We start from the raw sequence: 14,515 nt of genomic DNA, 5'->3' as shown, positions 1-14,515 counted from the left end.
AGTAATTGCTGCTCTTCTTTTTCAGCAATCGTTAAACCCTCTTCACGTTGTTTTTTTTGCTAATTCATTGATTCTCGGTAATGAGGCAATTATGTTTTTTCACCATCCTTACTAGTTTCGTTTTTATTCTATGATTTCAGTATGAAAACAACGTTTCATATGATTAGTCATCGTTTCTCCAAGATCAGTAAACGTTGCTATACCTTGTTTATGGATAGCTGTTTTGAAACCTTCTGCATCAGCTCCTGAAACGGTTAAAAAGACACAAATATCCGTGGTTACGCCAACAGTATGAACTTTTTTTATTTCTGATTTTTTTAACGTCTCAGCTAGATCCGTTTGAAAAAATGCATTATAGTTCGTTTTAGATTTATAAACCAAGTTTTTATGGTTCTTGTTGTCTTGAAACCAATCATATAAAGCTCCATACAATTGTTGCCCTTCTGTTTCCACAATATTGTGTGGTGGCCATAATTCAAAATGTGAGTCATTCTTTTGGTGTGCATCCATTGATACGATAACTAGGTTTCTCTCTGCTAGAAATCTTGTTGCCAAAGCAGTAATATAAGGGACTATTTCTTGTGCTGGATTACCAACCGTTAATGTTCCATTATCAGCTACAAAATCATTACTCATATCAACAATTAATAAAGCTTCTCTTACCATTTTAAATCAACTCCCCAAATTCATTAAAACTAACTTTTTTTAAATAATAAATCATATTTCACCACTAGTGATATTTTGATACTTATTTTTTGTCGTCTTCAGTGTCATTATCATCTTTCACGCCTTGATTAACCCAGTATTCGGCTATACCGCCCATTTTTGACCAACTCCATCCAAAAATACATAAGCCAATGATAGCTAAAAGTAGTATCAACATTTTATCTCCTCCTGGTACACATTTATTCTATGTTATCCTTATGTGTTTACTTTAACAATAATTGTGTTGAAATGATACAGAGAACGATTACATAATAAAAAAACGTTGATAATGATGTATATAACTAAGACTGATATGGCATTTTTTGCATTAGGTTATTTATTTGGTTTGAGCATAATGTCTGTTTTTAAAGTAAAAAAGTGAGCAAATTTTTAATAGAAGAAAACAACATTTCTTCTGGAATAGACAGGTTTATTTGTGGAGAGCCATGGAATCGTCTGAAGCCTTAAACAAAGCGTAAGCGCCGAAGAGCCAAATAAATTTGTAAACGATTATTGAAAATGTACTTGTCGTCTCAGGTACACTGATGAGTAAAGAATATTAATAAAATAAGGATTCTACTGCCTTTAAGCGATAGAATCCTTATTTAGTAAGTTACAAATTAATTAGAGTGATACAGTTATCGCTTAGCTAGTCTTTAACATTCGTAGTCCATTTAGTATGACAACCAAGGTACTTCCTTCATGAACAATCACACTAATGGCTATATCCGTTAATCCTACTAAGCTTACGACAATTAGAAAAGCTGCGACTATCATTGAGAAAATAATATTTTGCCAAATAACTCGATTCATGTTTAAAGAGATTTCGTGAGCTTTTACCAATTTTGATAAGTCATTTTTCATTAACACTAAATCAGATACATCTACTGCAACATCCGTACCATCTCCCATAGCAATTCCGACATCTGCTTTTACAAGAGCAGGCGCGTCATTTACACCATCTCCCACCATAGCGGTTGTACCATAGAGTTCCTTTTGATCATTAATAATGTTAGATTTATCTTCTGGCATGACATTAGCAATTATTTGGTCTATTCCTAATTGTTTACCAACAGCTCGTCCTGTCATTTCAGAGTCCCCAGTAATTAAAGTGGTATGGATACCACACTTTTTAAAGTACTCTATTGTTGTCTTTGCATGTTCACTTGGAATATCCATTAATGCGATCAGACCAATTACTTTTTCATTTTCTGATACGTACACAACTGTATTACCTTCTGAAGCCCATTCTTTATTCAAACGTGTATAGTCATCCGACACAGCTTCAAATGAAGTTGGTCTGCCTATACGATAGGTTTTTCCATTATAATCACCTATTATCCCTTTTCCAATCTGATTTTCCACTTCAATAATTAATTTATTTTGGGATTCAAATTTGTCTAAAATAGCAGTTGCTAAGGGATGATTCGATTCTTTTTCAAGAGCCACAACGATATCAATCATATTTTCTTCGTTTACAGAATCAGAAAAATAGTAATTTGTTACTTCTGGTTTCCCTTTCGTTAATGTCCCAGTTTTATCAAAAGCAATGGTTTGAATATCAGCTAATTGTGACAAATAGGCACTTCCTTTTGAAAGTACGCCTTTTTTCGCTAAATTAGAAGTGGCTGATAACGTTACCGATACGGTAGCTGCTGCTAAAGCACATGGAGAAGCTGCTACTAAAAGGACTAATCCTCTATAAATACTTTGTGACCACGTCAAATTAAAAACCATAGGAGCAAGTAAAATGACGATTGGGATTGCAATTAAAACAAATTTAACATACTTAGGCTCAAACTTTTGGATAATACTAGACGCTTTTGTTTGATTCTCTTGATTTTGATTTACTAGTTTTAAAATCTTTGAAAAGACAGTATCATTATTTTCTTTTGTAACTTCCATAGTAAAAGTACCAGTTCCATTAATTGTACTTCCAAAAACTCCGTCTCCCTTTGACTTCTCTTTAGGCATACTCTCACCATTGATAGAAGACTCGTCGATTGACGTAGAGCCAGATACTATCACTCCGTCAATTGGTACTTGGTCACCATTTAAAACTTGAAGTTTATCTCCTATTTTCAACTCACTAACACCAACAATTTTTGTGTTGCCATCTAGCATGATTAGACGAGCCGTTGTTGGATTCATTTCTAGCAACTTAGTAATTTCTCTTTTACTTCTTCCTTCAGCATAATCTTCAAGAAAGTGTGCTCCAGAAAATATAAGAATTAATAATGTTCCTTCCCAAAAATTCCCTATCAGAGAAGCACCTATTGCAGCTACTCCCATTAAAATATGAGAATTAGGGGTAAATTTTTGTTGAACACGAGAATTCTCAATCGTTTCTCCAAGTCCTTCAATAACAATAACATGATAACCAGCACTAATTGAAGCCAGGGAAAACAAACTATTTTGGAACAAGCTATTTTCTCCGGTTAAAACTAACGCAACAAGCGACAATGCTAAACCAATAAAGTACAAAGTAATTGGCCTATTTCCATGATCATGATTGTGACTATGATTTTCGTGTAAGTGTTCTGACTGAATCTCTTTCATTTCTATCACCCTTCTTAATCAAACTATTATTTTTGGAATCGTAACGTTTACGAATTACACTTGAATGAGTATTCATATGTTTATATGTTCATTATATGCCACTCTATCTGAATTGTCAAAAAAATGTTACCTTATTTACCTGGTTAAGCCATCTGACTATACAGCAGCTCTTCTTATATAAAAAAACTTGCTTTATAAAGTTCTTGTGATAATCTAAATATGAACGAACACGCATATGAAGGAGAGAAAATTTTATGAAACCATCATCGACTTCTCCATTAACAAATGAATCTATCCAAGAGGTCAGTAAGATATTTAAAATGATTAGTGACCCTACACGACTTTCCATTTTATTTCTTTTACAGAAAGAAGAACTTAGTGTTGGAGCTATTGCGCAGTCTTTAGGTATGGAACAATCAGCAATTTCTCACCAGTTAAAAACTTTAAAGTCTTCAAGATTAGTAAAATCAAAAAGAGCTGGCAAAAATATGATTTATGGCCTTGATGATCTTCATATTTTTAGTATTCTTGAACAAGTTTTAACTCATATCGAAGAACAAGAGCAAGAAAAATAAAAACAAAAGACTCTTCGTTAAATAGTTCAAAAAAGACAGCGAGATTTTAACTCGCTGTCTTTTTTTACCTTCACTACCGTAGTAGTTTATATAAAATTTAAAAGCATTTGAATCGTACCATTTTCAATCAATATGTAAATTCCTAAACCAATAAATACAATAGGAACAATGATTCGTTCATATTTTTCTAACGTTTCGGAAACAAAGGAAATTTTGGCTAATTTGTAACTGATAGAGCAAAGAATAGCAACAGAAAGCGTGAATAAAATTAAAGCAATACTAATTTCTGAAACAGCTAAAAAGGTAAAGTATGGAATATAAATACCTAAATTATCGCCACCAGAAGCAATTGTTAATAAGGCTACTATCCAAAATAAGCGGTTCATTCCTCTAGATTCAAGCTTTTCAACGACTTCTTCTTCGTCCTCTTCACCAATCAATGCCACTCTGATTCCTAAAACAATCGGAATTAGACCAAGAAGCCCAATAATCCCATCTTGCGGAATGAAATTCAGCACATATGCAGCAAATAAACTTACAGCTACTAAGAGACCAGTTCCAAGGTATTGACCCAAATAAACCTGACAGATTCCCTTTTTTGTATGAATTTGAGAAAAAAGAATTAGCAAGATAACTAAATAATCAATGCTGGTAGAAATATAAACAGCGAGTGCTGAAAAAATGATTTGTGACAAAATAACTTCCTCCAAACTAAGAGCTCATACACAAATATTCTGATAACTTCAGATATACTGACCTACTGTTGTTGACGTCAATATATAAGACTTTACAAAAGCATACATTTAAAAAAATGTATAATTGAAGTAATTCAAGTTGTTAGTTATTATTGGAAAAAGAGATAAAGAAATCGTATAAACATCTTAAATCGTTTTTAACGAAGTTGGGTGGTTATTTTGTCATTTCATAACTTGTATCAATCAAACTATATATTTCTTTATCCGAAACGGTTCCATTTAAAATAATGGTCAACCAGTGTTCTTTATTCATATGGTATGCACGGGAAAATCCTTCTCGTGATGACAAGGGCACAACCAACTCAGGTTCACACTTTATGTCTAATATGTCAATAACTTCATCACCTTCTAAACCAACTTTATTTTTAGGCACAGACATGATAATAGCGTACCATTTTTTATTATGCTTATGTCTCAACACTTCATAATTTGGATATCTAGTCCACAAATGCTCTGAAATAGTTTTATAGTTTTCTTCTGCGTATCCTAGTATATCTGAACGAGTAACCATTATTACCTCCCACAAATTTAATGATATAATGTATAACATATTATCAAACGCGCATCGTTTTTAATAAATTTCAACATAGAAAATCCACTCAACTTCTACGCGAATAAGCTGAGCAACAAGTCTGCTACATATGTTTCTAAAAATGCAGCAATAATCATCATCGGGAGAACTAGTATCAGGTTACTTCACTTTCGAAAAAAAGAAACCTGATCCATTTTCTTGTTGAATAAATCCTGATAATTTCGTTGAATTTTCTACTTTATTTTGTTCTTCTGCAGTTATAACTGTAACTTCATCTCTATTACTAACATTAATGGGCTCTTTCGCTGATACATTCTTAAAGCCTATCATCGATAATGTAAGAATTCCCATGACTCCTAAAACTAAAACTGATTTTTTCTTCATTTTAAATTCCTCCATCTGTTATTATTTCATTTAATTGTATCACTTTGTAAATCCACTTACGATGTATATAATCTAGTTGCCTAATTTATTTTATTTTTCCATATCGAATTTCACAAATCGATATAGTTTAATATAGAAATTGTAAATGAGTCCAATTCTGAATTTATAAGACATATAACTATTACTCGTTTTTAAAGTAAATCATTTTTGTATCTGAAGAACTAAAACCATTTATTTCAATTTTTTTTATCTCATCTGGAAAATCTACATGTTCCAATAAATCCATAAGTATCGTTACCATTTCTTGCTTAAGGTTTTGATTTAAATTCGCCTTCAACCTTCGATCTCCAACCGTGTATATCTTTAAAATTAGACAGGATTATAATTCCATGTGTCTATAAAAAAATCATAAAACCATCATTATGCCTTTGTTACTAGTGAACATTATCATAAAATTCACTACCTACTTTAGTTTGTTTTTGCCCTTGAAAAAAATAATTTCAGAAAAAACTATACCAAAAGAGATACCGAAACTATTAGTAAAAATTTTAAATAAATCTATTTTAGAAGGTCTTATTATGTAACCAAAAAAGTAGTTCAAAGTACTGAATAAAATAAAAATGGTAATAAACTTAACTATTCTTTTTCTTATATAAACCCATTTAAAATTCTTTATATTTACAATGGTTATGAAAGAAACATATATCAGCATGAAGAAAGAAAAAAAGAAATACCCCATTAAAAAATTAAAAGAAATAGCGTTGTCTATATTTTTATAAACAATAAAAACAGCTATTGTAGTTGCCGATAGAAATAAACCATAAAGAATTTTTGTAAAAAATATTGTTTTATTCTTTTTCATTTTGTCCGCCTCTCAATGCAATTGGTTAGTTATTTCATATATTATAGCACTTTAACTTTGGTTCCTTACCTATATTAAGCACAAAAAATCTCCCACACTCCTTTGTTGAAATAGAGTCTAGGAGATTTTTTTAGTTGTCGTTTCTTATACAGGATTGTCGTTCAATGATTTGATGTGGCAAAATGATTTTGACTGCTAGCGTTTGTTTTCCTACCATCAACTCGATCAATTGATAAACGGTCTGAGAAGTCAATGAATCTGTATGCAGATCAATCGAGGTTAATTCAGGACGGAACTTTTCAGCAAAAATCGAATTATTGAATCCGATGATTGAAACATCTGTTGGTATTTTCAAACCGAATCCACTAAGTAAATAACTCATATTCAAAGCAATCAAATCATCGCTGGCTACGATACCCGTTGGAAAATCGCCGTTCCCAAAAAGCTGCTTTATTTTTCTTTGATAAGCTGCTTCAGGGAGTGTGACATCCAGAATCAACTCTTCATCTATTTGGATTCCGGCATCTTCTAAAGCTTGTGTATAGCCTTTTAACCGCTCTCGGATGACCATTTGTTTGGCATCTTCTCCAATGAATGCAATTTTTTTGTGTCCCAATTGTAATAAATAATTTGCAGCATCTTTTCCAGCAACGACATTGTCATTGTCTACGTAGAGCATTTCATTTTCGTATTTATACGGTTTTCCAATCATAGCATAAGGTACTTTTTCTTGATGCAGGTATTCAATGATTGGGTCGTCTTTTTTGGAATACAAGACGATAAAACCATCGACACGACCACCTTCAGCCATTGTTTGGATACTTTCCAGCAACTCTGCCTCTGTTGTTCCAGAAGCAAGCGACACCATATATTTCTTTTCATTGCATGCTTTACTAATTCCTCGAATCATACTGAGGAAAAAGGTGTTTTGAAAACCTTGCCCTTGAGATACTGGTAAAATGACTCCAATTGTTTGAGTAGTCTGTTTAACCAACCCGCGTGCCGTCAAATTTGGACGGTATCCGATTTCTTTCATCACACGTCGAACATTTTGTTTTGTTTTCTCACTTATACTAGAAGAATCTTGAATGGTACGCGATACAGTTGAAGTGGCTACTCCAGCTTTTTTGGCTACATCTTTGATTGTGACTGACATCTGCGCACATCCTTTCTATCTTCATCTTAAGCTATACTTATTGAGTTGTAAATAGGTACTTTGTCCAATAGCGATAGGTCTTTTCAGGTTCGATGACAATGGAGCAGAACTCAGAATGATTTACTGCATCAGGTAGCTCTTGTGTTTCCAATGCTATTCCTCGATGACTGCTCATTTTTTCATCGTCTACTAAGTAATCTTCTTCCATGCCTGTTGTCGAAAAAACGACTACCGCTTCTCGATCTGTTTCCATTACTAACGTACGACCACTATCTGGATCATGAAGTTGAATCGTTTTATCCCCAGATAATTTGAAAGGAGTATCAAATCCTTTAGGTCGTTCTTTGATCGCTGTTTTCATTTTTTTAGGCTTTCTAAAATCAAAAGCTGTATTCGCAACCGGCAGTAAGCGCCCGGTCGGCAATTTAGACTCATTTATTTCCGCATAATTTCGTGCATTCATTTGAAGAGTGTGGTTCAATATGTCTCTTTTTGTATGCCCACTCAAATTAAAATACGTATGATTGGTTGGATTAAATATGGTTACTTGATCTGTTTCCGCAGTAACCAACATCTCCCAAACGTTCTCATTGGTCCAGAAGTAAGTTACTGTCACATGAAGGTTTCCCGGGTATCCATTGTCTCCATCTGGACTGACAAGCGAAAAAGCAACACCGATTTTATCTTGTTCTTTCACCACTCGACTTTCCCAAACACGTTGACTGAAAGTATGATTTCCCCCATGAATATGGTGCTGTCCTTCGTTTTTAGTTAGTTGATAATCAGACCATGCACCGTCAGCAATACGCCCTGCTACTCTTCCGACAACAGCACCAAAATAAGGCGAATCATTTACATAATCTTCAAACTGTTTAAAGCCGAGCACGACATTTTCTATTTTCCCAAACTGATCAGGTACTTCAATCCCTGTTACTACTGCTCCATAATCGATACAACGAAAAACAGCTTGGCGATCATTGGTAAGGACGTATTCAAAAACTTCTTGTTCTTCATACCAACCGTAATGTTGTTTACGCGCGTCCAATCGTTTCACTCCATACATCTTCTAATAATCCTGCTGTCAAATCTGCAGTACTTGGTACAACTTTTGTAGCTTTGCCTAGATTCTTAGCTTCGCCAACACCAATAGAAACCATATTTGCTGCATTGATAGAGTCCACGCCAGCAGCCGCATCTTCTACGCCTACACATTCGCTAACATTAACACCAAGTTGTTGAGCACCAGTCACAAAAATTTCGGGATCTGGTTTGCCCGCTTTTAATTTGGCGGGATCAACAATTTCATTAAAGTAATTAGTAATTTGTAATTTATCTAAGATTACAGGTCCGTTTTGGCTAGCAGAAGCTAACCCAATCAAGATATCCTTTGCTTTTAGTTCATCTAGCAAGTTTTTGATCCCTGGCAACAAATCTGCTGGAGACATTTTTTCAATCAATGTTTTGTATAGATCATTTTTTTCAGTAGCCATCGCTGTTTTTTCTGCTTCTGTATAGGCGTTTTGTTTGTTCCCTTTTTCTAAAATCAGATTCAGCGAGTCCGTACGACTAACACCTTTTAGTTGTTCATTGAACTCTTCGTCGATATCGATGCCAATCTTAGTTCCTAATGCTTTCCATGCTTCATAATGGTAAACAGCTGTATCTGTGATGACGCCATCTAAATCAAATAGTACTGCTTTCATATTTTATCTTCCTCTCTGTTAGTTAGTAACCTTTTTAGGTGTTTTGGTGGCAGAAGTGTATACGTCATTTAATACCACTGATTCATCATATACCGATAATTTTAACACTTCACCTTCCAGTAACACGATTGATACTTCTTCACTTGTTACAGAAATCTTCAGTAAACGTCCGCGGTAGTTGATGTGGAAAGCATAATTTGTCCAGTTCTTTGGCAAATAAGGTCTAAACGATAACTGTCCGTTAACGGTCTGCATTCCGGCAAATCCTTGAACAATCGTCAACCAGCTGCCTGTCATGGATGTGATATGCAATCCATCTTCTGTATCATTATTGTAGTTGTCCAGATCTAAACGAGCTGTGCGAGCATAAAACTCTACTGCTTTATCCATTTTACCAATATCAGCTGCTAAAATCGCATGGATACTTGGAGACAGACTAGATTCATGTACTGTCATCGGTTCGTAAAAATCAAAGTTGCGTTCAATTTCTTCCAAAGTATACATTTCTTTAAAGAAATAGATTCCTTGTAAGACATCTGCTTGTTTGATAAATGGCGAACGTAGGATTTTATCCCATGACCATTTCTGGTTCAATGGCAGATCAACTGGATTCAATTCAGAAACTGGGCGCAATTCTTTATCTAAGAATGTATCGTGTTGAACAAAAACTTGCTCTTCTTCATCATAAGGGTAGTACATTTTCTCCATGATATCTTGCCATTTTGCTGTTTCTTGATCTGTTACTTGTAAACTATCTTTTTTGTCTGCTGATAACTGTAAAGATTCTAAGGTATACTTCAATGTCCAAACAGCCAACTTGTTTGTATACCAGTTGTTGTTTACATTATTTTCATATTCATTCGGTCCAGTCACACCATGCATCATGTATTGATCTTTTCTGCGATTGTAATGTACGCGGTCTGCCCAGAAACGACTGATGCCTACTAAAACATCTAATCCTTTTTCTTTCAGGTAGCTTTCATCCCCCGTGTAGTTCGTATAGTTGTAAATGGCATAAGCCATCGCACCGTTCCGATGGATTTCTTCAAATGTGATTTCCCACTCATTATGACACTCCACTCCTGTAAAAGTCACCATTGGATACAATGCACCTTTTAAACCTTGTTGACGTGCGTTGTGCTCTGCTTGAGGCAATTGATCATGACGATACGTCAATAAATTTTCTGTTACTTTTGGATCCGCTAATGCTAAATACAAAGGTACGGCATAAGCCTCAGTATCCCAATAGGTTGCTCCACCATACTTTTCACCCGTAAAACCTTTAGGCCCAATATTCAATCGGGTATCCTCACCATAATAAGTAGAGAACAATTGGAATAAGTTAAACCGAATTCCTTGTTGAGCTGCAGGATCTCCTCCGATTTCAATATCCGCTTTTTTCCAGCGTTCCAACCAAAGAGATTCATGACGCATGCGTAATTCTTCAAATGAAAGTTGATCAACTTGTTTACTGATCGTCTGACTTTGCTTTTCCACATCTGTTTTGCTGTAATCACGTGAAGTCGTCAAAACAATCCGCTTTTCAATAACTGCTTTTTCTCCAATTGCTAAGATTCCTGTATACGTTTCTGAAACTGTCATCTCAGATACTTCATCAGCGGTTTTCTCAACGTTTGTAACGTGATTCGACATTACTGCGCCGACTGTAAATTGGTCAATTCCAAAATTATTTGGTTTTGTCTCGATTATTAAACGATTCGTTCCCTGAGAAACAGGAAGCCAGAATTTTTCATCATAGTTAGAATCTTCATTGGTAACATTTCCATCAAGAACTGGGATTAATTCTACTTTCACTTCATCTGATAGACTGGTGACTTCCATTTTGATGGCACACAGTTCTTTTTGATCCAAACTGACAAATCTTTCTACAACAACTTGTACTGCTTTACCGGCTTTTTCTATTACATAACTTCTTTTCAAAATTCCGTGCTGCATATCCAATTCCATTTCAAAATCAGATACTTTGTCTCTATATAAATCAACTTTTTCTCCATCTACCAATAAATCTAATTGAATAAAGTTCATCGTATTGATCACTTTACCAAAATATTCTGGGTAACCGTTTTTCCACCAACCGACACGCGTTTTGTCTGGATACCAGACGCCTCCAATGTAACTTCCTTGATGGTGATCTCCTGAATAAGTTTCTTCAAAATTACCACGCATCCCCATATAACCGTTTCCAATACTTGTTAAGCTTTCTTGTAATCGGCGCTCGTCTTTGTTCAGTTTAGTTGTTTTAACTTTCCATTCATCTATTTCAAATAATCGTGTATGTGACATTTTTTTCCTCCTGACGCAGAAATTGCTTAAAAATAGCTTAGTGCAAACCCTGCTTTCTTTAGTAGCTACCGCAAGTTTAAACGCAAACGATTGCATTGTCAATTTGAAACCATTTATTTTTATTTCTCTAAGAGTTGAAATAGGAAATATGCTTGATATAAAGGAGTTTCGAAAAAATGTTACCGATAACAACTTTTCGAATTCATAAAACGCTTGCATTTTTTAAAAGCAAGCCGTATATTTAAAGCAATCGTTTGCATTAACGAATTTGTATTCATAAGGAGGATTTAAAATGAAACAATTATTTTCATTTGATTTTTGGCAAAAACTAGGTAAAGCGTTAATGGTCGTTGTGGCTGTTATGCCTGCCGCCGGATTAATGATTAGTATTGGAAAAATGATTGTCATGTTCAGCGGAGATATCACTCTCGTCTTAACCATTGGTAGTGTTATGGAAAATTTAGGTTGGGCTATTATTAACAACCTCCATATTTTATTTGCAGTTGCTATTGGAGGTTCGTGGGCTAAAGAACGTGCCGGTGGAGCTTTCGCTGCTCTTTTAGCTTTTATTTTAATTAATATGACTTCAGGTGCTATCTTCGGAGTTACTTCAGATATGTTAGTAACTGAAGGCGCTACAACAGCCACTTTATTCGGACAAATAATCCCTGTAGATGGTTACTTCACTTCTGTTCTAGGCGCGCCTGCTTTGAATATGGGTGTGTTCGTCGGAATTATTTCTGGATTTGTGGGAGCGGTTATTTTCAACAAGTATTATAACTACCGCAAATTACCGGAAGCCCTTTCTTTTTTTAATGGAAAGCGTTTTGTACCTTTCGTAGTTATTTTATGGTCTGTAATTATTTCAGTAGGATTGGCTCTTGTATGGCCGGTCATTCAAACAGGAATCAACAACTTTGGGCAATGGATCGCAACTTCTAGCGAAACTGCACCCGTATTCGCACCATTTGTTTACGGAACATTAGAACGTCTATTGCTTCCATTTGGTTTACACCATATGTTGACGATTCCAATAAACTATACTGCTCTTGGCGGTACTTACACTGTCTTAACTGGTTCTGGTGCTGGTGGACAAGTATTTGGACAAGATCCATTGTGGTTGGCTTGGGTCAGTGACTTAGTGAACTTGAAAAACGCTGGCGATACTGCTGCATATAATGACTTATTGACTACAATTACACCTGCTCGTTTCAAAGTAGGGCAAATGATTGGTGCTGCTGGTACATTATTGGGAATTGCCTTTGCAATGTATCGTCGTACGGATAAAGACAAACGTTCTAAATACAAATCGATGTTTCTTTCTGCTGGTTTAGCTGTTTTCTTAACAGGCGTTACTGAGCCGCTTGAATTTATGTTTATGTTTGTTGCTCCTGCTTTATATGGTGTCTATGCAATTCTTCAAGGAATTTCATTTGCATTGGCAGATATCATTGCCTTACGTGTTCACTCTTTTGGTTTCCTTGAATTCTTGACACGTATCCCAATGTCTATCAATGCTGGACTAGTTTGGGATGTCGTTAACTTTATCATTTCTTGTGTGGTCTTCTTCTTCTTGGCTTACTTTGTTTCTTATTGGATGATTGGCAAGTTCAAAATTGCTACTCCAGGTCGCCTAGGTAATTATATTGAAGAAAGTGCTACCGAAGATGGTGTTGCAACTGAAGGAGCTCCTGTTATAGCAACCGGTACTGCTGATGCACAAGTCAATGGCATCATTTCTGCTTTAGGCGGAAAAGAGAATATTTCTGATGTAGATGCTTGTATGACACGTTTGCGTGTAACAGTTAAAGATCCTGATGCAGTTAAAGACGAATCTGATTGGAAAAAATTGGGTGCTTTAGGCTTAGTAAAAAAAGGAACAGGCATTCAAGCTATTTACGGACCAAAAGCAGATGTGTTAAAATCAGATATAAATGATGTATTAGGAGTGTAATTTTTGAAGTTTTTAACGCTAAACACACACAGTTGGATGGAAGATGATCCTTTAACAAAACTGGAAGACTTATGCAGTGCAATCAGTCATCATTTATTTGACGTGATTGCACTGCAAGAAGTCAATCAGCTGATGTCAGCTCCTACAGTACACCAAGCGTTATTGGTTGATTTTTCTTCTACCAACAACGAATACCCTGTCAGAGAAGACAACTTTGCTTTCTTATTGCAAAAAAAACTTCAGGAAAAAGGAATAAACTACTATTGGACATGGGAACCTTCTCATATTGGCTATAACTCTTATGATGAAGGCTTGGCCATTTTAAGCTTGAAGCCAATCCAAGAAACTCGTTCTTTCTTTGCTTCAAAAAATACGGCTTATGATGACTATAAGAGTCGAAAAGTTATTGGAATCAAAACAGCAGATCAGTGGTTTTTCAATATGCATTTGGGTTGGTGGCAAGATGGGCATGATCCTTTTTCAGATCAATGGGAAAAATGTACAGCACTTTTCAATACTTTAGAAGAACCGATTTTTTTACTGGGTGATTTTAATAACCCAGCTCACATCAAAAACGAAGGTTATGAACTAGTCACAAAAAATTGGTTCGATACCTACTATTTGGCAGAACAAAAAGACAATGGTTTTACAGTTGCAGAAGCTATCGATGGATGGGCTGAAAATAAAAGCGGATTACGAATCGATTATATTTTTTCCAGTCAACCAGTAAAAACAGTTTCTTCTCGAGTTATTTTTAATGACATCAATGAACCCATCGTTTCTGATCACTTCGGTGTTGTCGTTGAAATAGCCTCATATACTTAAAAAAAGTTTCCCTAACTCCCCCTACCATGATACCTAATCTTTAATTTTTGGCTCTATACTTTTTAGGGCTGATAGCCTAGTTAAATTAATGGCACGAAATTTTTGAAGGAATAGGGTTTGCTTGTAGCCATGCATAGAATTCAATGCGAATTATAAAGCGTTGGTGCTTCATTGGGAGTGTGACTAAAAGCGTTTAGACCC

At 35.2% G+C, this 14,515-nt stretch carries 14 protein-coding genes and 1 pseudogene; 3 read left to right on the top strand and 12 right to left on the bottom strand.

Translation table 11 applies throughout. From position 1 onward, the window contains the following. Positions 1-123: 123 nt before the first annotated feature. The 3 genes from BLT48_RS03170 to BLT48_RS03165 form a co-directional block, all read right to left on the bottom strand. On the bottom strand, positions 124-666 hold the full coding sequence (locus BLT48_RS03170) for a cysteine hydrolase family protein (protein WP_035022995.1): 543 nt from the start codon (positions 664-666) through the stop codon (positions 124-126). An 82-nt stretch (positions 667-748) separates the two neighbouring features. Continuing rightward, positions 749-883 carry a hypothetical protein gene (locus BLT48_RS14295; protein ID WP_267462128.1) on the bottom strand — a complete coding sequence of 45 codons (135 nt, stop codon included), beginning with the start codon at positions 881-883 and terminating at the stop codon, positions 749-751. A gap of 467 nt (positions 884-1,350) precedes the next feature. Beyond that, positions 1,351-3,264: a heavy metal translocating P-type ATPase gene (locus tag BLT48_RS03165; protein ID WP_089975179.1), complete on the bottom strand. Its 1,914-nt coding sequence runs from the start codon at positions 3,262-3,264 to the stop codon at positions 1,351-1,353. A gap of 254 nt (positions 3,265-3,518) precedes the next feature. Here BLT48_RS03165 and BLT48_RS03160 point away from each other — a divergent pair, with 254 nt between their 5' ends. After that, positions 3,519-3,839, top strand: coding sequence for an ArsR/SmtB family transcription factor (locus BLT48_RS03160; RefSeq protein ID WP_089975175.1), 321 nt, complete (start codon positions 3,519-3,521; stop codon positions 3,837-3,839). An 86-nt stretch (positions 3,840-3,925) separates the two neighbouring features. Here the strand turns inward: BLT48_RS03160 and BLT48_RS03155 are convergent, their stop codons facing one another. From BLT48_RS03155 to BLT48_RS03120, 9 genes are all read right to left on the bottom strand, one after another. Continuing rightward, a complete protein-coding gene (locus tag BLT48_RS03155; protein WP_089975172.1) occupies positions 3,926-4,534 on the bottom strand; it encodes a CadD family cadmium resistance transporter in 609 nt (202 codons plus the stop codon). Between the two features lie 214 nt (positions 4,535-4,748). Then, positions 4,749-5,105: an MmcQ/YjbR family DNA-binding protein gene (locus BLT48_RS03150; protein WP_089975169.1), complete on the bottom strand. Its 357-nt coding sequence runs from the start codon at positions 5,103-5,105 to the stop codon at positions 4,749-4,751. A gap of 180 nt (positions 5,106-5,285) precedes the next feature. Next, positions 5,286-5,510 (bottom strand): hypothetical protein, encoded by a 225-nt coding sequence (locus BLT48_RS03145; RefSeq protein ID WP_089975165.1) that lies wholly within the window; start codon positions 5,508-5,510, stop codon positions 5,286-5,288. A gap of 181 nt (positions 5,511-5,691) precedes the next feature. Next, positions 5,692-5,847: a hypothetical protein gene (locus tag BLT48_RS13795; protein ID WP_176944054.1), complete on the bottom strand. Its 156-nt coding sequence runs from the start codon at positions 5,845-5,847 to the stop codon at positions 5,692-5,694. 126 nt (positions 5,848-5,973) lie between these two features. Then, complete coding sequence (locus tag BLT48_RS03140; RefSeq protein WP_089975162.1) at positions 5,974-6,372, bottom strand: hypothetical protein; 399 nt, start codon at positions 6,370-6,372, stop codon at positions 5,974-5,976. Between the two features lie 130 nt (positions 6,373-6,502). After that, complete coding sequence (locus BLT48_RS03135; RefSeq protein ID WP_089975158.1) at positions 6,503-7,528, bottom strand: LacI family DNA-binding transcriptional regulator; 1,026 nt, start codon at positions 7,526-7,528, stop codon at positions 6,503-6,505. Between the two features lie 37 nt (positions 7,529-7,565). Continuing rightward, positions 7,566-8,573: an aldose epimerase family protein gene (locus BLT48_RS03130; RefSeq protein ID WP_035022980.1), complete on the bottom strand. Its 1,008-nt coding sequence runs from the start codon at positions 8,571-8,573 to the stop codon at positions 7,566-7,568. After that, positions 8,560-9,231, bottom strand: a complete 672-nt coding sequence (gene pgmB / locus BLT48_RS03125) for a beta-phosphoglucomutase (protein WP_089975155.1) — start codon at positions 9,229-9,231, stop codon at positions 8,560-8,562. Before pgmB ends, BLT48_RS03130 begins: the two co-directional genes overlap by 14 nt. Before the next feature lie 18 nt (positions 9,232-9,249). Beyond that, entirely contained in the window at positions 9,250-11,631 is a 2,382-nt protein-coding gene (locus BLT48_RS03120; RefSeq protein ID WP_411155656.1) for a glycoside hydrolase family 65 protein, read from the bottom strand. Between the two features lie 196 nt (positions 11,632-11,827). Here BLT48_RS03120 and BLT48_RS03115 point away from each other — a divergent pair. Both BLT48_RS03115 and BLT48_RS03110 read left to right on the top strand, forming a co-directional pair. Further along, positions 11,828-13,480: pseudogene (locus BLT48_RS03115) on the top strand (PTS transporter subunit IIBC); the annotation flags it as partial. Between the two features lie 12 nt (positions 13,481-13,492). Continuing rightward, the gene (locus BLT48_RS03110) at positions 13,493-14,314 is read left to right on the top strand and encodes an endonuclease/exonuclease/phosphatase family protein (RefSeq protein WP_089975145.1); all 822 of its coding nucleotides are present in this window, start codon (positions 13,493-13,495) and stop codon (positions 14,312-14,314) included. Positions 14,315-14,515: the final 201 nt, after the last annotated feature.

It is taken from the genome of Carnobacterium viridans, from assembly GCF_900102725.1.
Taxonomy (GTDB): domain Bacteria; phylum Bacillota; class Bacilli; order Lactobacillales; family Carnobacteriaceae; genus Carnobacterium_B; species Carnobacterium_B viridans.
Note: the sequence above shows the minus strand (reverse complement) of the source record. Positions and strands in the feature narration are given on the sequence as shown.